Annotated in this window: 29 protein-coding genes, 1 other RNA gene, 1 pseudogene and 1 riboswitch; of the genes and pseudogenes, 5 read left to right on the forward strand and 26 right to left on the reverse strand. The window is 49.0% G+C overall.

Annotated features, from left to right (window positions below; all coding sequences use genetic code 11):
* Positions 1-147: 147 nt before the first annotated feature.
* Both FD09_RS14430 and FD09_RS14435 read right to left on the reverse strand, forming a co-directional pair.
* Entirely contained in the window at positions 148-516 is a 369-nt protein-coding gene (locus tag FD09_RS14430; protein ID WP_057822402.1) for a CvfD/Ygs/GSP13 family RNA-binding post-transcriptional regulator, read from the reverse strand.
* Positions 517-573: 57 nt separating this feature from the next.
* Entirely contained in the window at positions 574-1,428 is an 855-nt protein-coding gene (locus FD09_RS14435) for an ROK family protein (RefSeq protein ID WP_157053855.1), read from the reverse strand.
* A 221-nt stretch (positions 1,429-1,649) separates the two neighbouring features.
* Between FD09_RS14435 and FD09_RS14440 the strand changes: the two genes are divergently transcribed.
* From FD09_RS14440 to FD09_RS14450, 3 genes are all read left to right on the forward strand, one after another.
* Positions 1,650-2,621 carry an NAD(P)/FAD-dependent oxidoreductase gene (locus FD09_RS14440; protein ID WP_057822404.1) on the forward strand — a complete coding sequence of 324 codons (972 nt, stop codon included), beginning with the start codon at positions 1,650-1,652 and terminating at the stop codon, positions 2,619-2,621.
* A gap of 20 nt (positions 2,622-2,641) precedes the next feature.
* Entirely contained in the window at positions 2,642-3,148 is a 507-nt protein-coding gene (locus FD09_RS14445) for a phosphatidylglycerophosphatase A family protein (protein ID WP_057822405.1), read from the forward strand.
* A 139-nt stretch (positions 3,149-3,287) separates the two neighbouring features.
* Positions 3,288-3,938, forward strand: coding sequence for a VTT domain-containing protein (locus FD09_RS14450; RefSeq protein WP_057822406.1), 651 nt, complete (start codon positions 3,288-3,290; stop codon positions 3,936-3,938).
* Between the two features lie 46 nt (positions 3,939-3,984).
* Here FD09_RS14450 and FD09_RS14455 read toward each other — a convergent pair whose 3' ends face one another.
* From FD09_RS14455 to FD09_RS14500, 10 genes and pseudogenes are all read right to left on the reverse strand, one after another.
* Positions 3,985-4,614, reverse strand: coding sequence for a TIGR01906 family membrane protein (locus FD09_RS14455; RefSeq protein WP_057822407.1), 630 nt, complete (start codon positions 4,612-4,614; stop codon positions 3,985-3,987).
* The gene (locus FD09_RS14460) at positions 4,611-5,399 is read right to left on the reverse strand and encodes a TIGR01457 family HAD-type hydrolase (protein WP_057822408.1); all 789 of its coding nucleotides are present in this window, start codon (positions 5,397-5,399) and stop codon (positions 4,611-4,613) included. The genes FD09_RS14455 and FD09_RS14460 overlap by 4 nt, the downstream gene beginning before the upstream one ends.
* 135 nt (positions 5,400-5,534) lie before the next feature.
* A pseudogene (locus FD09_RS16065) lies at positions 5,535-5,840 on the reverse strand (YutD family protein); the annotation flags it as partial.
* A gap of 66 nt (positions 5,841-5,906) precedes the next feature.
* Positions 5,907-7,337: a bifunctional metallophosphatase/5'-nucleotidase gene (locus FD09_RS14470; RefSeq protein WP_057822409.1), complete on the reverse strand. Its 1,431-nt coding sequence runs from the start codon at positions 7,335-7,337 to the stop codon at positions 5,907-5,909.
* Between the two features lie 43 nt (positions 7,338-7,380).
* A complete protein-coding gene (locus FD09_RS14475) occupies positions 7,381-7,989 on the reverse strand; it encodes a metallophosphoesterase (protein WP_057822410.1) in 609 nt (202 codons plus the stop codon).
* A 97-nt stretch (positions 7,990-8,086) separates the two neighbouring features.
* Entirely contained in the window at positions 8,087-8,410 is a 324-nt protein-coding gene (locus FD09_RS14480) for a PTS sugar transporter subunit IIB (RefSeq protein WP_057822411.1), read from the reverse strand.
* A 176-nt stretch (positions 8,411-8,586) separates the two neighbouring features.
* On the reverse strand, positions 8,587-9,609 hold the full coding sequence (tsaD, locus tag FD09_RS16425) for a tRNA (adenosine(37)-N6)-threonylcarbamoyltransferase complex transferase subunit TsaD (RefSeq protein WP_057822412.1): 1,023 nt from the start codon (positions 9,607-9,609) through the stop codon (positions 8,587-8,589).
* Positions 9,610-9,615: 6 nt separating this feature from the next.
* Positions 9,616-10,176: a ribosomal protein S18-alanine N-acetyltransferase gene (rimI, locus tag FD09_RS16430; protein WP_057822413.1), complete on the reverse strand. Its 561-nt coding sequence runs from the start codon at positions 10,174-10,176 to the stop codon at positions 9,616-9,618.
* Positions 10,160-10,900: a tRNA (adenosine(37)-N6)-threonylcarbamoyltransferase complex dimerization subunit type 1 TsaB gene (gene tsaB / locus FD09_RS14495; protein ID WP_057822414.1), complete on the reverse strand. Its 741-nt coding sequence runs from the start codon at positions 10,898-10,900 to the stop codon at positions 10,160-10,162. Before tsaB ends, rimI begins: the two co-directional genes overlap by 17 nt.
* Positions 10,901-10,927: 27 nt before the next feature.
* A complete protein-coding gene (locus FD09_RS14500) occupies positions 10,928-11,467 on the reverse strand; it encodes a folate family ECF transporter S component (RefSeq protein WP_057822415.1) in 540 nt (179 codons plus the stop codon).
* A gap of 40 nt (positions 11,468-11,507) precedes the next feature.
* Positions 11,508-11,603, reverse strand: a riboswitch (THF riboswitch).
* An 81-nt stretch (positions 11,604-11,684) separates the two neighbouring features.
* Here FD09_RS14500 and FD09_RS14505 point away from each other — a divergent pair.
* Complete coding sequence (locus tag FD09_RS14505) at positions 11,685-12,716, forward strand: asparaginase (RefSeq protein ID WP_201782882.1); 1,032 nt, start codon at positions 11,685-11,687, stop codon at positions 12,714-12,716.
* Between the two features lie 44 nt (positions 12,717-12,760).
* Here the strand turns inward: FD09_RS14505 and FD09_RS14510 are convergent, their stop codons facing one another.
* The 12 genes from FD09_RS14510 to FD09_RS14560 form a co-directional block, all read right to left on the reverse strand.
* Positions 12,761-13,501, reverse strand: a complete 741-nt coding sequence (locus FD09_RS14510; RefSeq protein WP_057822417.1) for an acyl-[acyl-carrier-protein] thioesterase — start codon at positions 13,499-13,501, stop codon at positions 12,761-12,763.
* 6 nt (positions 13,502-13,507) lie between these two features.
* A complete protein-coding gene (rsmI, locus tag FD09_RS14515; protein ID WP_057822431.1) occupies positions 13,508-14,380 on the reverse strand; it encodes a 16S rRNA (cytidine(1402)-2'-O)-methyltransferase in 873 nt (290 codons plus the stop codon).
* Complete coding sequence (locus FD09_RS14520; protein ID WP_057822418.1) at positions 14,380-14,742, reverse strand: DNA replication initiation control protein YabA; 363 nt, start codon at positions 14,740-14,742, stop codon at positions 14,380-14,382. The genes rsmI and FD09_RS14520 overlap by 1 nt, the downstream gene beginning before the upstream one ends.
* A gap of 35 nt (positions 14,743-14,777) precedes the next feature.
* Positions 14,778-15,782, reverse strand: a complete 1,005-nt coding sequence (gene holB / locus FD09_RS14525; RefSeq protein WP_057822419.1) for a DNA polymerase III subunit delta' — start codon at positions 15,780-15,782, stop codon at positions 14,778-14,780.
* Entirely contained in the window at positions 15,782-16,111 is a 330-nt protein-coding gene (locus FD09_RS14530; RefSeq protein WP_057822420.1) for a cyclic-di-AMP receptor, read from the reverse strand. The genes holB and FD09_RS14530 overlap by 1 nt, the downstream gene beginning before the upstream one ends.
* A 24-nt stretch (positions 16,112-16,135) precedes the next feature.
* Positions 16,136-16,780 (reverse strand): dTMP kinase, encoded by a 645-nt coding sequence (gene tmk, locus FD09_RS14535; RefSeq protein WP_057822421.1) that lies wholly within the window; start codon positions 16,778-16,780, stop codon positions 16,136-16,138.
* Positions 16,781-16,850: 70 nt separating this feature from the next.
* Entirely contained in the window at positions 16,851-17,105 is a 255-nt protein-coding gene (locus FD09_RS14540; RefSeq protein ID WP_057822422.1) for a YaaL family protein, read from the reverse strand.
* A gap of 2 nt (positions 17,106-17,107) precedes the next feature.
* Positions 17,108-17,707, reverse strand: a complete 600-nt coding sequence (gene recR / locus FD09_RS14545) for a recombination mediator RecR (RefSeq protein WP_057822432.1) — start codon at positions 17,705-17,707, stop codon at positions 17,108-17,110.
* 8 nt (positions 17,708-17,715) lie between these two features.
* Positions 17,716-18,024, reverse strand: a complete 309-nt coding sequence (locus FD09_RS14550; protein WP_057822433.1) for a YbaB/EbfC family nucleoid-associated protein — start codon at positions 18,022-18,024, stop codon at positions 17,716-17,718.
* 1 nt (position 18,025) lies between these two features.
* Positions 18,026-19,858 (reverse strand): DNA polymerase III subunit gamma/tau, encoded by a 1,833-nt coding sequence (gene dnaX / locus FD09_RS14555; RefSeq protein ID WP_083487994.1) that lies wholly within the window; start codon positions 19,856-19,858, stop codon positions 18,026-18,028.
* A gap of 131 nt (positions 19,859-19,989) precedes the next feature.
* Positions 19,990-20,076: signal recognition particle sRNA small type (gene ffs / locus FD09_RS16075), an RNA gene on the reverse strand.
* A gap of 52 nt (positions 20,077-20,128) precedes the next feature.
* Positions 20,129-20,599, reverse strand: coding sequence for a nucleoside deaminase (locus FD09_RS14560; protein ID WP_057822434.1), 471 nt, complete (start codon positions 20,597-20,599; stop codon positions 20,129-20,131).
* A gap of 103 nt (positions 20,600-20,702) precedes the next feature.
* Here FD09_RS14560 and FD09_RS14565 point away from each other — a divergent pair, with 103 nt between their 5' ends.
* The gene (locus FD09_RS14565; protein ID WP_057822423.1) at positions 20,703-21,572 is read left to right on the forward strand and encodes a PucR family transcriptional regulator; all 870 of its coding nucleotides are present in this window, start codon (positions 20,703-20,705) and stop codon (positions 21,570-21,572) included.
* On the opposite strand, the gene FD09_RS14570 is transcribed toward FD09_RS14565, so the two are convergent.
* Both FD09_RS14570 and mprF read right to left on the reverse strand, forming a co-directional pair.
* Complete coding sequence (locus tag FD09_RS14570; protein ID WP_057822424.1) at positions 21,558-22,166, reverse strand: class I SAM-dependent methyltransferase; 609 nt, start codon at positions 22,164-22,166, stop codon at positions 21,558-21,560. The genes FD09_RS14565 and FD09_RS14570 overlap by 15 nt on opposite strands.
* A gap of 14 nt (positions 22,167-22,180) precedes the next feature.
* Positions 22,181-24,775 (reverse strand): bifunctional lysylphosphatidylglycerol flippase/synthetase MprF, encoded by a 2,595-nt coding sequence (gene mprF / locus FD09_RS14575; RefSeq protein ID WP_057822425.1) that lies wholly within the window; start codon positions 24,773-24,775, stop codon positions 22,181-22,183.
* Positions 24,776-24,787: the final 12 nt, after the last annotated feature.

The following is a 24,787-nucleotide window of genomic DNA, read 5'->3' on the forward strand; positions in this document are numbered from 1 at the left end:
CAACACCCTTTTTACAAAAAATTGATGCGACTAAAAAACATTAACGAACAAACCCAAAAGTGACCCAAGCTATTATTAATAAATAGCTTGGGTCACCGCCGAGATATTTCGGATATCTCAGTAAATTCCTTGTTTTTTCCTGAAAAATCAGTCAAAAAAATCTTTTTCGGCTTCTTTTAACCAACCCGGAACGGCATTATGAATTGGTGCAAAACCAGCCTCTCCGTGACGGTTAGTCCAGTAATGCTTAGACCGGGTGTGCTCCCCGGTAAAGGGATCTTGACTGAGCGCTCGCAGTGACAAGCTCACCTTACGAGAATATTCATCAACATCAAGAACTTTAACGCGGACCACATCCCCCACATGGAGAATATCCCGTACACTCTTCACATACCCGTGGCAACACTCAGAAATATGAATCAATCCTTGGGTATCATCATCCAAGGCGACAAAGGCACCATAGGGCTGAATACCGCTGATCGTGCCAGAAAGAACATCACCAATACGGACTTCCAATTGTCCTAAGCCCCCTTTCTTATCGCTATTGGCCTCATTATACCCGGACTGTCAAAATTATTGTTCAGCAGCCAACAGTAAGGCACCAGTGATCCCTGCATCATCTCCGAGACCCACGGGAACAATATAATCCGAGATCGGCGGTACATCCACATAGTCCCCCAAGATCTTCGCAAATTGCGACCGAATCAATGGGAAAAGTTGTGCTTGTTTAGAAACCCCGCCGCCAAACACAATGATATCGGGAGACAGGTACAATGTCGTATTCATGGATGCCTGAGCCAAATAGTAGGCTTCAATTTCCCAGGCTTGGGAATTGGGGTCAATATCTTTACCCTTTTTACCCCAACGCTGTTCCAAGGCTGGACCAGCGGCCATACCCTCTAAACAATCTTGGTGATACGGGCATGCACCGACAAAATGGTCATCAGGATGGCGACGAACTAAAAAGTGCCCCGCTTCTGGATTTTCGCGGCCCATGTAAATTTGACCGTTATGAATATACCCCATGCCAATCCCCGTGCCCACTGTATAGTAGGCGACATTCTTTTTACCTTGGGCAGCACCGAGTTTAAACTCACCAAAGGCGGCCACATTCACATCTGTCGTAAAGGCTGTCTTCGTATTTGGATAATGCGCCCGAATGGCTCCTAGAAAGTCAAAGTTGGTCCAGGCTAACTTTGGGGTCGTGGTGATATAGCCATAGTGCGCGGATTCCGGATTGGCATCAATCGGGCCAAAGGAACCAATGCCGATTGCCTCAATATCATATTGATCAAAGAACGTAAAAACCGCACCAAGAGTCTCCTGGGGAGTAGTCGTGGGAATGTGTTTACGGTCCTTGATGGTAAAATCATGATCGCTGACGGCACAGACAAATTTGGTGCCCCCTGCTTCAATTGCTGCATACATTATTTCGTAACCTGCTTTCCATCACGGGTTAAATGATCCGTGAAATTATATTAAAGTGCTTTCATTAGCAACTTAATAGTACCCAGAAAACGTCTTTGTGTAAAGATGGACGAGCAAAAGTCTCGTAGTAATTCGGCCACCCTCCAAAAAACAATCTGTGCTATGCTGTTGAGGAAACAGTATGGAAAGGAACGGTCACAGTGACAGCAGACACAACACATATGTACGATATCAGTATCATCGGAGGCGGCCCAGTCGGTATGTTCGCGGCTTTTTACGCCGGCTTACGGAATGCCGATGCCCACCTGATCGAAACACTCCCCCATTTAGGCGGCCAAGTGGCTGCCCTCTATCCCGAAAAAGATGTATACGATGTGGCTGGCTTCCCACACATCAAAGCAAAAGAACTCGTGGCTCAATTAGCTGATCAATTGACTGAATTTTCGCCAGCCATTTCGTTGAATACCACTGTAGAAAAAATCACCAAAGAAGCAGACGAGACATTTACCATCATCACGAATCATGGCGACTACCATAGTCGGGCGGTCGTGATCGCCATTGGCAATGGGGCTTTTGCACCACGGAAATTGGCCTTCAAGTATGATCACAAGCTAGACGATCGGCAGGTCCATTACTTCATCAATAACTTAGAAGACTTCCGGGACCAAAACGTCACCGTGGCTGGTGGCGGCGACTCTGCCATTGACTGGGCACTGGCCCTAGAGCCCATCGCCAAAAGTGTGACGATTATCCATCGGCGAGATCAATTCCGTGGATTAGAATCCAGCGTTGAAAAGATGAAAGCTTCCAGTATTAAAATTATGACGCCGTACCTGCTGAGCGGCTTGGCACCAGCGGGTAAACAGATAGAAATTCAGTTAAAGAAGGCCCGCACCAAGGAAGAAACCACGGTGCTGACTGATCAGCTGATCGTCAATTATGGTTTTACTGCCGATGCCCGTATATTGCGTCAGTTCCCGATTGAAATTCAGGGTGCGACAGTGCCAGTGGATACGCATATGGCCACTTCCACTGACCGTATTTACGCCATTGGTGACGTGGTTACTTATCCAGGCAAGATGCAGCTCATTGCCAGCGGCTTTGGCGAGGCGCCCGTCGCTGTCACCCAAGCCTTGCAACAAGTCTACCCCGAACGTAAGCAGCCTTTGCACTCCACTTCATTGATTCATTAGCAATAGAAAGCAGGCCCATCATGGCAACAAATGCGGAACGAATTTACGATTACTGTGTCCATCTGTTACACGAGCGAGGCGTCGACCTCGAAGAAATCGGCAAGTTAACCCTTTTCCTTCAAGAAAAGTACATCCCCAATCTGACACTTGCTGAATGCAATGAAAGTGTCGATGTCGTCTTGCACAAACGAGAAGTGCAAAACGCGATCATGACTGGGATTCAATTGGATAAATTAGCAGAACAAAAGAAATTAGAACCCCCGCTGCAACAAATTGTTGAAGAAGATGAGGGTCTGTACGGTATTGATGAAATCATGGCGTTGTCCATTGTCAATGTGTACGGTAGTATCGGTTTGACCAACTATGGTTATATCGACAAAATCAAGCCTGGAATTCTTGCCAAATTAAATGCGCATGAACCGGGTATTATTCACACCTTCTTGGACGATATCGTCGGTGCCATTGCAGCAGCCGCCGCCAGCCGGCTGGCTCATGCCCATCCAGAAACACAGCCCGATGTGTATTAAAGACATGAACGCGCGTTAAAAACCTAAGAATTATCAACGAAGCGGCTAAAGATTTCTTTGCCGCTTCTTTTTTTGATATAATGCCTCTAGTTTATCTGAAAACGACAATGAAAAATGGAACAAGTGGAGGGCTAATCCCATGAGTACGTTAATTGACTTTATCCTACATATCGACGACCATCTGGTCCAAATTGTAGGCACCTTTGGTAATTGGACTTACGTAATTTTGTTTGTGATGATCTTTATTGAGACTGGGATTGTAATTTTCCCATTTCTACCTGGTGATTCGCTTCTCTTTGCCGCGGCAGCCTTGGCTGCCAATGCAGAGTATCACTTGAATATTTGTCTGTTATTCTTCATCTTTTTGGCCGCCGCCGTCATCGGTGATACTGTCAATTACCACATTGGCCATCATATGGGATTAGCGGCTTCCAATAATTCGTTCTTCGGGCGGTTCATTAACCGGGATAAATTAAAGGTCGCCGAAGATTTCTTCAATAAACACGGGGGCAAGACGATCGCCATCGCGCGGTTCGTCCCCATTGTCCGGACCTTTGCCCCGTTCGTTTCTGGTGGCAGCAACATGCACTACATGCACTTCCTCCACTACAACTTCATCGGTGGGCTGGCATGGGTAGTGGTCTGCCTGTCCGGCGGCTACTTCTTCGGCAACATTCCCTTTGTTCAACAGCACTTTAGCCTGGTCGCCCTGGCCATCGTGTTCATCTCTTTGCTGCCAATGGTATTTGCCTACCTGAAGCATCGGTTCGGTAAACCTTCAGTCGAGTAAGAATAAACTGGGCATAATAAAAAAGGAGCGCTCGGCTCCTTTTTTATTATGCCCGAAATTGTTTTTTGGCCCAGTGCCGCAAGCCCCAGCAAATCAGTTCCAAGAGGATAAACGCCAGAAAAAATGTATGGGCAAAAAAGTCTTCTGGCAACACAGTAATAATTGGGTCTTTAGCCGGATCAAAAATCCAGTCCGAATTGCGAAAAAGGATTTCGTGGAATGTGACAAAGAATCGATCAAAACCCATCAGCGCCAGCGCACCTAACACGATCGGCACACCCATGGCCACAGTGCTTTGGCGATACAAACGCCATGTTTCGCGGTTCTTTTTCAGTTGCCCCAGGAAGTGCCAGGCGGGCAAAGCGGTGATGATCAAAATGGCATAATCCAGTAAAAATAAATTCTTCACATCACTGAAATGTTGTGCACCAGTGCTGGAAACCGGGAAATTAGTCATATGCAAGGTCGTGATCCAAGGAAAATGAAGATAGGCCATCAACTGAGCAAAATTAGCATACAATTGACCAAATGTGACTTGGACGTTGGATTGATCCAATATGTCTAAAAAATGCACGTCAATGGGATAAAGGATAAAAGTTCCCAAGATCGTGATCGCGATCGCTGCACTGAGTACAAATAGCCATAACGCCACCCAAAACCCAAAGCGTCGAATCATGCTTCAACCTGCCAATCTGCTAAGCTGGCCACAACATAGGTCGGTTTAACGGGTAATTTAGGCACTTCGGTTGGCTTCGTATACCCAGTAGTCACGAGCAGTGTGTCCATACCGGTGTTTATGCCGGCTTGAATATCAGTGTGGTAATTATCCCCCACCATGATGACGTCTTTAGGCGGTAAACCGATTTCGTTCAACGCGGCCCGCATGATCGGCACTTGCGGTTTGCCGATATAAAATGCCTTTTGCTGGGTTGCCCGCTCAACCAGTGCTACCAGCGAACCAGCCCCTGGAACTAATCCGCGCTCATTGGGCAAATTGGTATCCTCATTGGTCCCGATAAAACGGGCTCCTCGTTTGATAGCCAATGTCGCCGTTTCAAACTTATGATATGTGACATCATAATCCAGACCGACCACAACATAATCCGGATTGACCTCTTCCAAAGTCATCCCCGCATCCAGCAAGGCCTTCTTCAATCCCAACTCGCCAATACAATAGAAGCTGAATTTATGCCCGACTGTTTGTGCACGGCTTGTCAAATAAGCCGCGGTGGCTAGTGATGGGGTATAGACGGTTTCTGGTGACACGTGAATACCGTGATTGTGGGCCAGGTTGTCCACCACTGCTTCGGGTGTTTTGGTCGTATTGTTGGTTAAAAAAAGAAACGGCACATGCGCAGCCTGTAACCGTTCGATGAAGCCCTTGGCAGCTGGAATGCGTTCCTTCCCCTTGTAAATTGTTCCGTCCAAATCAATGAAGTAACCTTTGTAATGCCGCAATATCGTCTCTTCTTTCTATGTGTTGTGAACTCAATGGCGCCGTGTCCGCTCGCGGCGTTCTTTGTGCACCGGCCGCCGCAACTTTGGTCGGTTCCGCGGAGCTGGCTCAATATGCGGGGCTGCGGGCGCTGGGCTGAGTCGTTCCAAAACAAAATAAGCACAGCCAAAATTACAAAACTCATAAATATAATCCATCAGGGTCGAAATATATTGGTCTCGATTCGCATGTTTATGACCATCGGCATAAAAGCCCCGTAACCGTAATTGTTCAAAACCCCAATCCCCCACGATGTAATCATACTTGGTCAGTAAGTCGATAAATGACGTGGATAGAGCCTCTGGATCAAAGCCATCCTTATGATTAAAAACGACGCGATAGGTTAAATCATCAATTTGGATTTGATCATCCGCCAATTGAACCACTTGATGAATTGGCGTCGCAATGGTCTCTGCTTTCTCCGGTGTGTCTGGAGACGATAACTGGTCACTCATGAGACCCTCCCTTTCTGGTCATTCTTCTTCCGGCAATGGATAATGACGCGCAAGATAGCGGGCCACAATTTGCCGCAGAAAATCTGGAAACAAAATCTCGTTGTCTCCCATAATCTCAATAGTCGGGAAAAACGGCACGAACAAATAATGATCCAATGTGGCGATGGTATATTGCTGATTCGGGTCAATGGGTCGGTCGTGCCAATAAACCGTGCGATTAGTCGGATCATACCGAATTCCAGCATACCCGATCGTCCCAAAAATCTTACCCCGGAAACTCATTCCCCGAAGTGGAAAACGGCGTAAGAATCCCCGGTTTTTTTCCATCTCGCGCACTAACCGCCAAAGATCCGTTCCCCGCAAAGTCACTTTCATGGCATGCATGGGATGAGGCATTTGGGTGTGCAGATCATCTGCTGTGACGATGCCTTCATGTAGTCCGGTCAAAAAGAGTCCTGCATTCAGTACCGCGGCCTCGGTCCCGGTATATTCTTGCAACGCGGCCAATGCTAAATCAAGCATCGGTGACGGCCGATTGTAATCGATCGGAAAGTCTTGGGGCAGTTGCGCAATCTGTTCCTGTTGTAATAACTGATGTCCCTCTGCTGCCCACTGATCGATTTCTTGACTATCGCCGGGAGCAGCGGGTAAATCGGCCGTATCATAAACCCAAGCCTTCTTCTCGACAATGTGATGATCCTGCACCACCAGTGACATTTCACCCAGGTGTTCACCCCACTTGCCCGCTGCACCAAGCAATACCCCATTGTCCAGTTCGCCTTGGGGCAGGAGATGATGGGTATGTGCCCCTAATATCACATCGATTTGGGGATAATGGCGAGCCAGCCACCGATCCATTTCAATTCCGAGGTGCGATAAAACAATACATACATCATACTGGCCAGCAAAACGGGCCAATTGTTCGGGTAAAACCGTGCCCACCATTTCCGGGTACCAATGATTAGCGGTATAAGTCGTGATGAATGGAGCGGTGTAACCCAATACCAACACTCGTGTGCCTTGTTTGGTATGCAACATAAGGTGATCCACCGCAAAAGGCACTAGCTTTGTCCGGTCGGCGTCACTAAAAAGATTGCCCAACACCACCGGAAACTGGGCATGATCGTACAAGTGCCATAATACGGCCGGCGGATTACCAATGCCTTCATTATTGCCAATGGTGACAGCATCATAGCCGACCTCGTTGAACATCGCAATGTTACTAGCGCCATCGGTGGCCTCCGTTAACGGGTGAGCGCGATCCATGGCATCCCCGATATCAAACGTGAAGACCGTATTATTCCCCGCCGCTGCCAATCCATCCGCCTTCCGTTTCGCCAATTGCCGTTCTATACGCGGCCAATTTTCGAAATGGGAATGCAGATCATTGGTGTGGAGGAGATGAATGGTTTCTTGCACCGAACTGCCTCTTTTCTCAACAATTTTCATCATACACACACTATACCGTGGCCCTTGGCGATTGACAACGACGCTAATGCGACTGGGCGGCCAGGAATTTTTTCTTGCCGGCAATCATTTGCATCACTTCAGCAAACGTCAAAGGCGCCCCAAAGGGTAATGTCGGGTTAACCCATTGCCGTTCAGGAGCATCCACCCCGATATTGATATTCGTATCCGTGGGCATCATGTTGTGGTGAATGTGCCCGTGTAAATTGTAGGTCTGGTGGGTGATTCCGAACAATAATGGGTAATGCGTCAAGAAAAATTGATTATGATCAAATTTGACGATAATACCGACATCGTGGAATGTATACTTCACCTGGCCATCCGGCAATATCGGGTTGTGCTGGGCCAAGTACTTAAACAAATCACGATAGTCGTGGTTACCCTTGATCAACACAATATGACCATTCAATTGTGCCAAAATCCCGGCAATTTCTGCTGGGGTTAAATAATCATGGGGGCGCAGCGCAATGTCCCCCAAGTGATAAACCGTGTCATGCTCTGCCACCCGCTCATTCCAGGCGGTAATCATCTGCTGGTTCATCGCTTCCACATTGGGAAAAAGGCGTGGGGCAAAATCGTTATCACCCAGCAGATCAGCGTGGAAATAATGGGTATCACTAATGACAAATTGCATCAATATTCCTCCAACCAATAGCTCACCAAATGAGCCGATAAATAAAAAAGGTCTTTCGTTAACGCTCAGCGTCAACGAAAGACCTATCCTGTTTTAATTAACCAATAAGCTTAAATGCTTGTTGCAGAACGGTCTCGCCGTCCATCATACCATAAGCCCGCATGTCAATGACATCAACTGGGATGTCCTTGTCAGCCAATTTCTTAGTGAATTGGTCCTTCATGAAACGAACTTGCGGTCCTAACAACAATACATCAACATCGTTGTCTGCCAACTTGTTGTCTGCATCAGACGCGCCCGTGGCGAAGATCTTAGCGGTCACACCATCTTTTTCTGCGGCAGCCTGCATCCGCTGAACTAACATTGAAGTGGACATACCTGCTGCACAAACTAACATAATTGTTTTTTCATGATCTGCCATATTTACAATCTCCTTATTATCGCCAGATTGGTGGTGAATTCCTTTACATTTATAAGGATACACTGGTAGCCGTTTCATGTCAACTATTTGTTATTTTTAGGAAGTGTCTGGAAACCTTTGCCGGCATGAGGCGGTGTCAGGGATACTGCTGTGATTATTTCTGGTTTCGTGTTATTTTATGCGGTACGTGTGTCAAATGACAGGCCAGGGTCGGCGTTCAAGTGCAAATCACCACGAATTCCCTTCGCCAGTGCCACATGGGCCGCTGCACCGATCATGGCAGCGTTATCGCCACACAGCCGCAACGGCGGAATCAAAAGCTGCGGCGGATTCGGTAATTTAGCCAATTCAGTGTGCATACGTTCGCGCAAGCCCTGATTCGCGGCAACCCCGCCGGCAATCACTAATTGATGGACCGGATGGGTCTGCAGCGCCCGTAATGTTTTGCCTACTAAAATGTCCAATACGGCCGCTTGAAAACTGGTAGCCAAATCCGCTCGATCCAGCGTTTCATTCAGTTGATCGGCATGATGGACAGTATTGATGAACGCACTCTTTAAACCGGAAAAACTGAAGTCAAGATTGTCTTCCTCAAGCATCGCTCGGGGGAAGTGGAATGTGTCCTGACCTTCATGGGCTAACGCGTCCACCTCTTTACCCGCCGGGTAGGTAATACCTAATACCCGACCGATTTTATCATACGCTTCACCCACAGCATCATCCCGGGTATCGCCGATGATTTCAAAATCGTAGTCGGACTGCATATACACCAGCTCTGTGTGCCCGCCGGATACCAGCAATGCCAGCAGCGGAAACTCAAACGGGGCGACATAACTGGCGGCATAAGTGTGTCCTGCCATATGGTTGATGGGAATCAGCGGTAAGTGATGGGCAAATGCAATCACTTTAGCCGCCGTAACGCCAATGAGTAACGCCCCCACCAAACCAGGGCCCATAGTCACAGCCACCGCAGTGAGGTCATCATAATCAACCCCCGCCTGGGCCATTGCTTCCTCTGTACAGCGGGTAATTTGCTGCACATGGTGGCGACTCGCTACTTCGGGAACAACCCCGCCAAACCTTTTGTGACTATTAATCTGGGTGGCAATGATGTTACTGAGAATGGTGTGGCCATTCTCCACGACTGCCACGCTTGTTTCATCACAGCTGGATTCAAACGCCAGAATTAATTCACGCAAACCAGTTTATTCCTCCTTTTCTTGTGGGTCGATCGGTAAAATCATGTTACGGGCATCCATATGGTCGGCCAAGTAATAGTTAGGTTTGATGGCCCCATTTTGAAATCCTAACGAATGATACAAGGAAATAGCCGGCGCATTATCCACCCGCACTTCCAGAGTCATCTTCGACGCACCATAGACCGCCGCCCGATGAATCATTAACTGCATCAAAAAGCGTCCCAATCCGCGCGACTGCCAATCTGGATCGACCGCCAAGTTGGTGACGTGGGCTTCATCGGGGGTAAACCATGAACCAATATATGCCACCAAATCTTGATCGTGAAAGACATTCAAATAGAGGGCTTTGTCTCGCCGCCGCAATTCCGAGTGAAAGGCCCGGGCATCCCATGGCTGCTGTCCCTGATAGATACGCCGTTCAACAGCCAACATGGCGGGGATGTCTTCTTCTGCGGCTTTTTTGAGCACATAAGAAACCCCCTTAATAGTCACGGGGGTTTCGGGATACTGTAAAATCGCGGGTTGCTCTTCGCTGCCGCTAAACCATTCTTTAAACTTCTTGAACATAGGGCGCGTGTCCTTCATCATGATGATGTTTCCCCCATTCCTGCTCCGCTTGGGTTAAGCGGTAGTAGGTCGGTACAAAATCATGAATATTTTTGATCGGTGTCATTTCTGGTGCCCATAGTGCTAACCGGGCAGTTTGCGGCAAACTGGCAAGATCGCCAGCAAAACTGGCTTGGTCGCCGAGTTGTGCGCGAATCAAGGCCTGATCCTCCAGTGGAATATTACCCACAAATATTGTGGGTTGCCGCAATGCCGCCACATCGGGTAAAAGATCCGCTAGGGCTAAGTGCCGCGGTAAAATCACATTCCGGGGACCCTGCTCAGGTTCTTCCGGAATCCACTGATAGCCGCCGGCATATACATTCATATGACGCGCATCAATAAGTGATACGATCAGCCGCGTGTCCGTTGTGGGAATATTACCCGCCAGCAATTGCAACGAGGTGGTAGTCACTAAAGGAATGCCCATCGTCCAGGCCAATGTCTTTGCTGTCGTCACTCCAATCCGTACGCCGGTATAACTTCCCGGCCCGCTAGTGACGGCCACGCGATCCAAATCTTCCACTTTCGTCTGGGTATGGTCTAACAGTTCAGCCACCACGGGCATCAATGTTTGACTATGGGTCCGGGCCATGTTGAGCGTGACCGTCCCCAGCAATGTATCGTCCTCACTGATTGCCACGCTTAGCGGCTTATTCGCAGTATCAATGGCAATTACCCGCAAGTTTTGTCAATCCCCTTCTTAATCACATCATGATTTTACTTTAAATCGTGCCAATTGCGGCAACCGCTCCAACCCACCGAAGAGTGTGTATAACACCACGATATTGATCGGTGCGGAGATGAATTGTTTCAACAACCGCCAAGTAATTAGCAAAGACCACGGCGTCTGATACATCCAATGCACCCAGATGGTATTCATCACCATATTCACCACGACGGTGACGGTGAGGACGGCCAAAATAGTGTAACGCCACTGATGGGGCCGCTCGTGCAACCAATACCCGTAAATCAGACCGGCCATCATTGCAGAAAGCGTGAACCCAAAGAAAAAGTTGGCTCCTCCGCCAAACAAAAACATACTGATGATATCGTCCAACCCACTGGCAATCGCGGCCCACCACGGACCAAAAAAATATCCCAGTAATGCTGTGCCAATAAAACCAAAACCCACTTTGACCAGCGTATCGTTGCCGATACTGAATTTAGCGAGCACCATTTGCATGGCCATCAGAACCGCCAACCAAATCACCTGGAGAGAAGTGAGTTTTAATGAATGCGTTGTTGTCATCTCTGACATCTCCTTTTTGGGAGCTGTCGCAAAATAATCTTGCGGCGAATGCGGTCCCGACACCGCGAGTTAAACTCTTCGTCCGCAGTTCACATTCCGTTCCTGCGGCACTTAACGCATCGGGACCTACTCCGTATTTTTCTGTAAATACGTAACATATGATGCACCAGGATGGCTGTAAAAGCAAGTATTCCCCCTTTTCAACTCTCCTCGCAACATGTATGCTGAATACAATTCTATTGAGAAAAGGACGTCACTAACTGTGAAAAAAATACTAGTCCTCCACACTGGCGGAACAATTTCCATGTCAGCCACTGCGTCAGGCGCTTTACAACCCAATGCTGAAAATCCGTTAATGGCCCAAGATGATCTCCAAGGATTATTTGATCACAAGCTCCAGCTGATCACAGAGGAAATCTTCAATTTACCCTCTCCCCACATGACGCCACAGCGTATGTTGGCATTACGCGACCGAATCTTACGAGGCGAACGAGAGGAGGATATTGACGGGGTGGTCATTACCCATGGCACCGACACTTTGGAAGAAACGGCCTATTTCCTTGATTTGACCTTACCCAGCACGATCTCCGTCGTTGTCACGGGCGCCATGCGCGGAGCCAATGAAATCGGCAGTGATGGACTGTATAATTTTCAAAGTGCCGTCTGGACCGCCTATTCAGATGAAGCCCGCGGAAAAGGGGTATTGGTCGTGATGAACGACGAAGTCCACACGGCCCGGTTCGTGACCAAAACCCACACTACCAATGTGGCCACCTTTCGGACACCAACTTTTGGTCCGATTGGCTTAATTTCTAAACACCACGTCAACTTCTTCCAAGAGTTGATTCAACAAACCGTTTGCGATATCGATCACGTCATTAATGGTGTTTACCTTTTAAAGGCATTTGCTGGGATGGATGGCGATCTGTTTTCGGCCGTGGATCTGCCCACGACTCACGGTATCGTAATCGAAGCCTTGGGCGCTGGCAACCTGCCCCCCGAAACATTGCCAGCAATTCGTCAGCTGCTCGCCCATCATATCCCCATCGTTCTGGTATCGCGCTGCTTCAACGGTATTGCCGAGGACGTGTATGACTATGCGGGCGGCGGTGTGGAATTGAAGAAAATGGGAATCATTTTCTGCCGCGGACTCAATGGGCAAAAGGCTCGCATCAAACTATTGGTCGCCCTTAGCAATGGCAAACAGGGTGATGAATTACGCCACTATGTCAATAACGCAGTATCCTAGAAATGCAAAACGCCCGCTGACAAAGAATGTCGACGGACGTTTTTTTAGTCTTCTTCCCAGTGATAAATGGCCTCGGTATTCGTTTCGCCATCGTGCCGAATTAAGTGGTGGGTAATCAGTGGATTCTCAGTATCAGACAAGTAAAGTGATTCCGCCGTGTCACCATACTGAATCTCCCGTTCATAACGAATATCCACTTGGACGAGGCGGTGGTGCAAAATGAAGTCTAGTGGCAGCGTATCGATCATCCAGTCAAAATAATGAACATTATTAACGTGGTGATTGGAGTCAATGTCTTGATAACGCACTCGGTAAGGCTTGGCTGGGGCACCTGTATAGTCCATTTTTGTGATCCGCGGAAACTTCAATACTTTCTTCTCTTCAGCGGTATGGAACGGGGCAACCAGTTCATCGATGATCGGTACCATTTTGCGTGTGGCAAAGCTCATCATGACAAATGTGGCGGTGATATGCACCATTTCTTGGCCAGCGTCGTCCATCACCCAAAAATCACGATAACAGAAAAACCGGTTCCGGCTTGTGGCAGCGGTCCGCAGTTCCACCTGGTCGCCGACTTTTGGCATCCGCTGAAAAGCCATATGGTATTGCGTAATAACCCAACCGACACCGTGGGCATGGGTTTTATCCTCGCCCACCCCTAGCGCTTCTGTTTGATGTTCTGACGCCATGACTAAAACGTTCAGTAAGCTGGAAAGATGCATCTCTTCCCGGGTATTCACTTGAAAGTACGGAATGGTGTATTTCTCCGACCACACTAATGCCATATGGTTTTACCTGCTTTCCTGTTCGACGTATTGTTGATACACATCCTGCCGCGACCAGCCTGATTCCTTGGCCACTGCCTTAGCGGCGGCAGTGGGCTTTTCACCATGGACGACCCGATCCCGCAGAGCAGCCAGTACGGCCTCTTGGGACCAGGCGACCGATTCTGCTGCGGGTGCGGGCGGTCCCAGTAAAATCACCATCTCACCCTTTGGCGCCTTTGCTTTAATAAATTCCTGTACCTGAGCGACTGTACCGCGAATATAGCTCTCGAATTTTTTGGTCAGTTCTCGGGCAACCACAATGGGGCGATCGGGCCCCACCACTGTCGCAAAACGATCCAATGTTTTGGCAATTCGCTGCGGCGACTCATAATAAATGGTGGTCATCGGCAACGCCGCATACTGGCTCAAGAAGCGTTCTTGCTCCTGCGCTTTGCGCGGTAAAAAGCCGATAAAAGCAAAAGGCTGGGTCACTAAGCCTGACGCGATCAGCGCCGTGAGTCCCGCATTGGGGCCGGGCAAAGCGACCACTGGAATATGCGCCGCCACACACGCTGCCACGAGTTCCTGTCCCGGATCACTGATTGCTGGCATACCGGCATCACTGACCTGAGCAATTGTTTTACCTTGTTGCAAGTCAGCCAATAAAACAGGGATCCGACTCTGGGTATTATGCTCATGGAAGCTGATCTGATGGGTCGTAATATCATAATGGTTCAGCAATTTTTGGGTATTTCGGGTATCCTCTGCCGCAATCAGATCGGCGTCCTGCAATATCTGCACCGCCCGGGGAGAGAAATCCCCTAAGTTGCCGATTGGGGTAGGCACTAAGTAGAGCGTGCCTGTGCTATGTTCACCAAAGCTGCGTTGTTCTTCAATCATTTGCGGTCCCCATATATCACGTCTAGACAAAACGCGCAATCTTCATTATTTTCCCGCCGTGAGCCATACAGGACGGTGCATACATGATATCCCTGTTCGTATAATTTTTCCAAGTTTTTCTTGGACTTCGACAATCCCTCTTTAGTTTGATTCGTTGTGCCTTCCGGTTTGCTTAACTCTTCTAACCGATTGCGCAAATTTACATTTTCAATTCGCAACTCGGCGTTTTTTTCTGTCAGATCAGCCACTTCATCTGTCATTTTATTGGCCAGCGCCAGGGTGTTTTCAGCGCTTTCTTTCAATGCCAGCAATTCATGGTAGAGATCTTCTTCTGCTGGTTGCTCTGCTTGTTGTGCCACGTCTGTCACCTTTCTTGCGCATCCAAATCAAATCATTACCGGGCCATCTGCGTCAGAATATGGGCACTTAGTGTCTCCATTAACCCTTGGAAAGCCACGTTGCCTTGCAGTTGGGTTTGTGTGGTCAGTGCCGCCGTCAGCGCGTCTGCGGCCACGCGTGGCGATAATTCCTGGGCGGCTTGTTGAATATGGGTTTGCTCGCTGGGGAAAAAGTTGGCTGCGGCAGTTTGATATTGATAATGTACCACATCCTGTAACGCCAAAACGACCAAATCCAAAAACAGAATTTGGCTGTTCTTATCCTTGACGAGGGACATGATGCGCGTTTGAACGATAATAAAGGCCTGCCAATCACCATGCCCCAGCGCGGTTAACCATTGACCCATCGCCTGAATCATATCATTCAGTGTATGACTCTCCGCCAGTTCGCGGGCAGTGGCGGCATCCGCACCTAACGCGCCAAATAAGGGGGCAAGGCTTTGGTCCAACCCTTCGGCCGTCAATTCACCGGCCATTTGTCCAGCCGTCAGCGGGGGAAAATCAATCACCTGTACTCGGGATAGAATCGTGGCCAGCAAGCGCTGTTTTTGCTCGGTAAGTAAGATAATCAACACTGGGCCAGGTGGTTCTTCAATAAATTTAAGTAGTGAATTGGCCGCCGCGGCACTCAATAAATCGGCCTGATCAATCACAAAAACCCGCCGCTTCTGTTCCAAACCAGTGCGGCTCATCTCTTGACGCAAATACCGAATATCATCCACCTTAATTGTCTGTCCAGTAGGCTTGATGGTCAAAAAATCAGGATGATTGCCACTAAGAATTTGTTGGCAATTGGCACATTGCCCGCACGGTACCCCGTTGTGTAAATTACTGCAAAAAAGGCGCAACGCGATCCACTGTGCGAGCGCCGTTGTGCCACTTTCCGGAGTACCATTAAAAAGATACGCATGAGCCAGGCGCCCGTTGTCAATTAAATGGGCAAATCGCTCTTGCAGCCGCGGTTGTAATTGAACGATCGGCCACTGCTTCACCACTGTCATTAGAACTGGTGGAACTGTTCAACCGGCAGGACAAAGACAGTTGCGCCGCCGACCTGCACTTCGATCGGGTAGGAAAGTGAACTGTCGCCAGTTACATCCATACTCACCGGCGGGGTCATAAATTGCTCGCGGGAATGCGATGTTTTCTTGATTAAAGCCAAGACCTCATTCACTCGTTCATCCTCGATCCCGATGATGAACGTGGTGTTTCCAGACTTCAGAAAACCCCCAGTGGTGGATAATTTGGTGGCCCGAATATTTGCATCAATGAATTCATTTTGCAGCATATTGCTGTCTTTATCTTGGACAATGGCCATAATCAGCTTCATAACGATTCCTTCTTTCTAATGCCCTTAGGCTGGGAAAAATTGGGGAAAACGGCTGTGGATCTCGTGCCATGCAGCGGCGGTTAATTCCTTTGCAGGGGCGGCCCCATCTAGTGCCACGATCCGCTGAGGGTCATCATGCACCAGTTGCAAATAAGTCGCCCGGACTCGGTCGTGAAATGCATTGCCGGCCACTTCCAACCGATCCTCTGGGGTATCGCGGTATTTTTTAATCCGGCTTAATCCAACTTCGGGAGAAATATCCACGTACAGGGTCAACTGCGGTAGTACGCCTCCGGTGGCGAAATGATTGATGCTCGCTACCGTATCGGTGCCTAACTGGCGGCCGCCGCCCTGATACGCAATTGAACTATCCACATACCGGTCAGAGATCACGATTTGATCCTTAGCCAAAGCGGGCAGGATAATATCATGCAAGTGTTGACTGCGGGCGGCGGCATATAACAAAGCCTCCGTTTCACCAGTCATCTCCTGATTGGCGACATCCAGAATCAGATGGCGAATCTTTTCGGCAATGGGACTGCCGCCTGGCTCGCGGGTCAGCACCACCGTGCGGGAAGTATGTTTCTTTAAGATCGGCATCAGATGAGTGAGCATGGTACCCTTGCCTGCCCCATCTGGACCTTCTAAAGAAATAAATAAACCGCTCACAACGTTCCCTCTTTCCACTACATAAATAATATTTTACATTAAAACACGGGTAAATGGCATTTTTTCCAAATTAATTAAACGTATCCGTGAAATGACTGATCAATCCAGGCGCGATCGTATGAGAACGAAGTTGTCGACGGCGGGCTTCTTCGTAAAGCATCTCGTAGCGTGCGCGTAAGATCATCACATCGTTCTCATCAAACCAGGCATCCGGCACAGCAGCATTGGAAAGCCGCTGTTGCCGTTGCCATTCCTCCCGGATCGCGTTGATCTCGGCCAATAAGTCTTCGTTGAACTCTTCTCGCAGGCTGTCTTGCTTGAACATGGCTACATCTCCTGGCGTCCTTCGACGGCTTTGATCAAGGTCATGGAATCGGCGTACTCAATATCACTGCCCACGGCAAGACCATAGGCCAAGCGAGTCACTTTAATACCAGCCGGTTTGATTAACCGGGCCAAATACATCGCCGTGGATTCCCCTTCTGGCGTCGCGTTCGTGGCAATAATCACCTCTTGCACTTCGGTGTGTTGTTGCAATCGTTTGAGCAGCGACTTGATGTTAATATCCTCGGGCCCCTTGCCGGTTGTCGGTGAAAGGACACCATGCAATACATGGTACAGTCCATGATATTCGTTCATCCGTTCTAAGGCCATAATATCTTTGGGCTGTTCCACCACTAAAATGCGGGTTTGATCCCGGGATGGATCAGAGCAAATAACGCACGGATCTTGGTCCGTAATATTCCCACAGATAGAACAAAAATGCAGTTTGGTTTTGACATCGTGCAAATCAGACGCAAATTCATCCACTTCATCCTGGGGCATATCCAACGTAAAAAAAGCTAATCGGGTGGCCGTCTTTTCGCCGATTCCGGGTAACTTCATATAACTGTCGATCAACTTCGCGATGGGCTCTGGATATTGCAGCATTCTATTTACATTCCTTTAGCGAATCGGCCTAGCGTCGATTCGGTTTTGTCCTTGATGGTCTTCATGGCATCATTAACCGCTGCCACAATCAAATCCTGTAACATATCTGGATCGTCCGCATCAATTGCTTCCGGCTTGATTTGAATATCCTTCATCTGATGATCGCCGGTAAATGTCACCGTCACCAAGTCTTCTGGGGCCTTGCCAACGAATTCAGATTCATTCAACTGATCCTGAGCAGCGCCCATCTCTTTTTGCATCTTTTGCATTTGGCGCATCATGTTTTGCATGTTGCCACCGCCAAAATTAGGCATTTTAGCCATTTTGCTTCACTCCATCTTCTGTTTGTTTTTGTGGTGCGGTACTATTCGGCTCTCCAGAATCAATCTCCACGAAGCTGCCAAACAATTCTTGTGCTTTAGCGACTACTGGATCTACCGTGGCAGACGCTGTGGCTGCGGCCGATTCGGAAGCAGCTGTGGATGTCGGTGCTGTTGGCGCTGATTGATCCTTGGGAAGCTTCTTTTTGCCCGGACCATGATTAACCAAATAATTCTTACGAATCCGGGGCCATTCTTCTTTAGGCACGAAGTAAACCGCAATATCGTTCCCGTCCAATTTTTTTAAATCGGCTTCGATTTGCTCACGCAACACCTGGTCCTTAGCTACCCGCGCAAACATCATCGGGTAATCAAAGGATACCACAACGGCACTGGCACTGGCAGCCACGGGCTTGGTGCCCACATGCAACACTGCACGCTGGGCCACATCCAACATACTCAGCAATTCGCCCCACAGGGATTGTTGATGTTCCAAAGCCTTGCGGGTGGCCTGACCCAACACTTGATTAATTTGCTCCAGATTGACGTGCACCTTGGTATGGGTCTTGGGGGCAGCACTGCGTTTTGGCGCGGCCGCAGGCACTGCTGCCGCCGACCCAGCGGTGCCGCCAGCGGCTAATTGCTTTTGCAGCGCGGCGACTTGCTCTTGCAAGGTCTGCACAGTAGCCGCTAATTGGGCGGGTACTGCCGCCTCAGAAGCTGCTGGGGAAGCCGCCGTCTTATCCTTCAAGGTGGTCAGCTTGACTGTCAGCACATCCAAATACACATCGGGATGGGTAGTCTGGCGCAACTGGGCTTGAACAGTGGTCAACACATCAATCATTTGATACACCCGGGTGTCATCCATTGCCTTAGTCAACTCAGCAAACGTATCCGGATCGGTGGTGGCGTAATAACTGCGAGCCAACTTGGGGTCTTGTCGATATAATAATAGGTCCCGTAAATATACCAGTAAATTCGTAATGAACTGATTGGGGTCTTTACCGGCAGCCAAGCTCTTCTGAACAATGGTCAACCCCTGTGCGGTGTCCCCAGCGTTCACCGTCCGTAAATATTGCGCCAGCACATCGCCAGAAAGACTACCGGTCACGGTCAAGGCATTGGCCAATGTGACATGATCATCACCAAAGGACAACACTTGGTCCAAAATACTCAACGCATCTCGCATCCCGCCGGCAGCGGCGTTGGCAATCAGGGCGAGGGCAGCATCATCGAAGGTAACCTTCATGTCATTTAAGATGTAGGCCATCCGGTCAACGATCGTATCGGGAGCAATTCGTTTGAAATCAAAACGCTGGGTCCGAGAAATAATTGTCGCAGGTACTTTCTGCACTTCTGTGGTGGCTAAGATAAAGATGACATGGGCAGGCGGCTCCTCCAACGTCTTTAATAAGGCGTTAAACGCACCCGTCGACAACATGTGGACTTCGTCAATAATATATACTTTGTAATCCGCCACCGTGGGGGCGTATTTTGCCTTATCCCGAATATCCCGGATTTCATCGACCCCGTTGTTACTGGCGGCATCAATTTCAATAACATCGCCCAAGCGACCGGCGGTAATTGCTTTGCAGGTCTCGCATTGATTACATGGCTCACCATCTTGCCGGAAGCGGCAGTTAACGGCCTTGGCCAGTATCTTAGCCGCAGAGGTTTTGCCCGTACCCCGCGGACCGGTGAACAAGTAGGCATGACTGATCGAATCGGTCATCAACGCATTCTTGAGGGTTTGCGTGACTGTTTCCTGCCCAACCAAGTCCGCAAAACGTTGCGGCCGCCATACCCGATATAACGCCTGATAAGCCATCGCACGCAATCCTTTCTGCCATAATTCAAAGTCTGTTCCAAAATTCTATTTTAACAAAGATTGACTAATTTTTTCTGTGGATAGTCAAGTGGCTGAAGCAGAATATCCGCCCCAGCCACAATAATTTTATAAATAACAAAAGGCACATGACAATACCTACTTAGTGCTGCTTCCTTCCGGATCTGACACGCTTCGTAAGACTGTCATTGCCTTAAGGCCTTGCGGCGTAAATAAGTATAGCAAAAATTAGCCGCAAAGGCAAAAATGATTCTACTTTCCCTTAGCCGCTTGCTTGGCCGCCTTGATCTCCTTGCGCACCCGTCCAAAGAACGCCTTCATGCGTTCTCCGGCTTCCTCACCGCGTACTCCAGAGACACTGGGTACAGACAAATGGTAGGCAGGAAAATCGAGTAGATTAATTAGGGTCCCGGCACTCCCCGCCTTGGGATTCAACGCCCCATAGTACACGGCATCTAAACGTGAATTGATGATTGCCCCGGCACACATGGGACATGGTTCAAGCGTCACAAATAGACTAGCGTGGGTAAGCCGCCAACTGCTGCGGCGCGCACAGGCTTGCCGAATCGCCAGCAACTCCGCGTGGGCAGTCGCATCATGATTCACTTCCCGAAGATTATGCCCGCGACCAATAATTTCCCCGCCGTCTGCGACAATCACCGCACCAATTGGCACTTCGCCCAGCGCTTGGGCCAGGTCCGCCTCTTTGAGTGCCTTCCCCATATAGTATTGAATTTCCGATTCTGAAAATACGATCACAATCCCTGCTTTCTAAAGCGATAATGTTACAATTAAATGCGTTGATATTTGGAAAGGAGATGCCAACATGGCGTTAGACGCACCGGCTTGGCAACGTATTTATCCCACTGCAATGGTGGTCGCCCAGCCGCTTTCAGATCCCCGCTATATTTCCCTGCCGCTACCGGCGAAAGGGGGATACATTGCCATCGATCGTCATCCCCTCAGTGCGAGTGAGACGGCACTCTTAGAAACGTTGGCCCAGGAACAAGCCCCCCGAATCAAAGAACCTTGGTACGCTTTTTTAACCGGGCAAACGACTGATGCTCCACAATCATTCGAGCGGCTACGCGTGGTCCAGTTACGGGTCACGATGAAAGACGCCAGCGTCAGTCGGCAAGACTTCATGGCGGCTGTGACGGGGATGTTTCCGCGGCTGCTCGCTCATTTTTGGGTGGACCAGTCTTACGCCCTGTTCGTTGAACCGGATCAAGAAAAAGATCCTGATCAACAAAAACTCAGTGATTTTGCCCAAGTCTTAGCGGCGATGGAGACAGACTTTTATGCCAACATTCAAATTTATGTCGGCAACTTTTGGCAAAAAGATGATCCGCTGCCCGCCCTTTTTGCGGAGGAACAGCGGATCTTCACCAGTGTAAAAGCCACCAAGGCCGAGAGCGATCTGGCCACCCAATCATTGGCATATTTCACCACGCCGACCCGCGAACAATCCGCCGTCTACCAAACCCTGCGCCAACGACTAGCGCAAATGCCTGAATACGCCGAGGTGATCGTTGCTCTCTACCACCACCAAGGCAACATGACGAGTGCGGCCAAAGCGTTGTATCTTCACCGCAACACCCTTCAGTACCGCATCGATAAATTTCAAGAGTTGACCGGCTGGTCCTTGCGGGACATGGATCATTTGACACTGTGCTATCTGTTATTGATTGACTAGCACACTATCAATTACTTGATATCCCTTATTGTGTTTCAAGACAGTGGCATTCCCAAAGGCCGCCATCATGCGTTTCTTCGCAGATGGTGCGCCTTGTTTTTTTTGGATGACAATCATCAGATGACCACCCTCGCTCAAATGCTGGACGGCACCATCGATAATGGCATTCACCACATTTTTCCCAGCGCGAATTGGCGGATTCGATAAAATGGCCGCATAGCGCCCGGCCACCTTGTCATAAGCGTCGGACGCGAAGACCCGGACATTCATGACGTGGTTGGCCGCGGCGTTTTCCTTAGCCAAGCCTAATGCCCGTTCGTTGACATCTGTCATGTCGACTTCCCGGAAGGCAGCGAGAGCGGCTACAGTCAACCCAATCGGACCGTACCCGCACCCCACATCAAGCACGGCACCGGCGGGCCAATCTGCCGGTTGGACCGTATCGATCAAGGTTTGGGAGCCAAAATCCACCCGCTCCCGGGAAAAAACACTGGCGTCAGTGGTGAAATTGAAATGAAACCCTCGCAATGTGGCCTCGAAATTGTGGCGATCATGAGCACTTGTGGGATCAGCAGAATAATAATGGTCTGGCATTTTTTAGATCCTTCCTAAACATTATGCGGACCGAAGATTTGCGGTCGATACATCCCGGCTTGATATAACTGGGGATCAATCTTTTTATTCACAATGAGCAGAATCTGCAACATTGTGAAAAGAACGGAGCTGCGGCGCCAGTAAACGACGTACCGGGGCACCCATTTTGTGACGTACTTGTTCTTATACCCCCGCAGACCGCCAAAATCGTAAAAGCGGTAGCCGTATTGATAAATCAGGTGGGCGGCCCGTTCTTCGAGGAAACCGTAGCTGTTGGTCCCGACGCCAGAGAGCGGCGCCATTCCCATGTTGAAGTACTCATAGCCATTATCCCGGCCCCAGTAAAACAGATTGATAAAGACCTCGTCCATGATACCGGAAGGGGCGTCAGCAATATGCCGCATTAGATCAATACTAGTGATCTTATCACTGCCTGTGGGCATTTGATTCGCAAAGGCGATGACTTGGCCGTCCTTGTCTTTAATAACCGCAATCGGGGTCTGTTCCAAGTAATACTGGTCCATAAACCCAAGGGAGAAGCCTTTTTCCTCTCGGCCTGCCAGCCAGCTGTCTGAAATTTGGCGCAGTCGTGCCATGAATTGATCATCAAACGGCGGCTTGACCAGATCAAAGGTGTAACCTTCCCGTTTAAACCGATTCATCAGAGACCGCTCACCTTTAAAATGATTACCAGAAATCTTGAAGTCTGGTAATTTGACCAACCCTTCTTCACCAAATTTCATGAAGTCAAAACCTAAATCGTGCATTTGCATCGTGAAGCCTTCAGATACCTCGTAAAAGACCAGGGATAGATCAAGTTTGTCAGCCTCATTCATAAACTCTTCCACAGCGGGCACAACGTATTTCTGATTACCCACTGGTTCGCCCATGATAATGATTTTGTCCGCCTTTTTCCGGTACATGAAAAATAGCTGGTCTTGACCGTCCACTTGATAATAATGAATCGATTTATCCCGCAGTAACGCCAAATGAGAAACCAAATTGCCCCCAAATTGATCAACGACCGCCTTGACCCGGGCGGCGTCGAAGCCAGCATCTAACCGGTCGCCACCTACTGACAGGTACTTGAGCACCAGATATACAGTAATTACTGCGATAAACATGGCTAAAAGGCCGGATAACCACAACCGCCAGCTGGGAAAAATCCAAGCCGTCGGTACTGGTCGGCGATGGTGGATATTGGGGGCATTGTAAAAGCCGGCAACGGCATACGCCACAAACGAAGCAATGTAGATGACCCCATCAAAGAATCGATCACCCCAGGCAAACTGGATGCGTTCCCGATACAATTCACGTTTTGATAAAAGAGTCACCAGAATCATCACGCCTAAGAAGAGAATGGTGCGTACTGAGGTATCTTTTAACAGCGTGGTAATCATCCCTAAAACCAAGATGAGAATTGTTGGCCAATACGCCTTACGTGATTTATTAGCGATCCCCCGGGCAAGGCCCATCAAAGTGAAAGCAATAACAATGTTGGCGGCCCGCCCCATGAACACCAAGGTATACGGCGTAAAGGAGTGGACAAAGCGGTTTTGTAATGCAAAGTTAGGCATCGTAGCTAAAATCAACAACATGATGGCAGTGAAATATAACAACATGGTAAAAATGACATGGGCTGCCCGGGAGAGCAACTGCATGGGAATCCCTTGTAAATACGTGTTGATCCGTTTGCCCATATCTTGGACAAAGATCACGATGGCAATGGCAAATGGCACCAGATAATAAAAGACTCGATAAAACAGCAACCAGACCACAGCCTCACTGGGGTCCACGCCCACTGCGGCCAGTCCGCCAATCATGAAGATGTCAAAACTGCCGATGGCGCCAGGCACCATGGATGCAATCCCAACGACGTTGGCGATCATAAACAACGGGAATACTGCCGCCAAATGAGTCAATCCCAGTTGATAACCAATATACATGAAGAACGCGCCGGCAAATCCCCACTCCAGCATAGAACCAGCTGTGAGTCGGATTTCCCGGGATAAGGGTAAGTCAGAAAAAAACTCCGATTCCCGCAAATGGGTGAACCCCAATAGAATGGGGAAATACAACCCGCCGCCAATCAGCCAAATCGTATATTGCGTGAACTGCCGCCCCACGCCAAAGACATACATCTCGACAAGCGCCAGTAAAGACCATACTGACAATCCGGATAACAGAAACAACGCAATCTTAGAAACGGCGAAAATCACTCGCCGCCGGTCAGCGTGTTTACCATAATACGTGGCCCGCAGCGTGGCCCCGAGGACCCCACCAAAGCCAATCAGGTTATTAAAGGTATTGACGACCCATCCTGATTTTAAAATATATTTTGTTTCTGCCCGTTCTGGTAAAAAATCCTGAATCACAAAGTCATAATTCAACATGGGAAGTACGGCAATAAGGCCAAGTATTAGCATACTGAGCACACTGCCGAGACTTTGATCCGTTAAATAGGTCTGTAATTGTACTGGGTCGATTTCTTGCCCAATGCGCCCCGCCTCAATGATGATAAAGATCACGACGGACATGACAAAGATGCCCTTCAATATCGTCTTATGGGCCTTGGCGAAGGCCAAAATCTTGTGGCCGACTTTTTTCACGACATGTGCTCC

The organism is Schleiferilactobacillus perolens DSM 12744 (assembly GCF_001435585.1).
GTDB classification, from domain to species: domain Bacteria; phylum Bacillota; class Bacilli; order Lactobacillales; family Lactobacillaceae; genus Schleiferilactobacillus; species Schleiferilactobacillus perolens.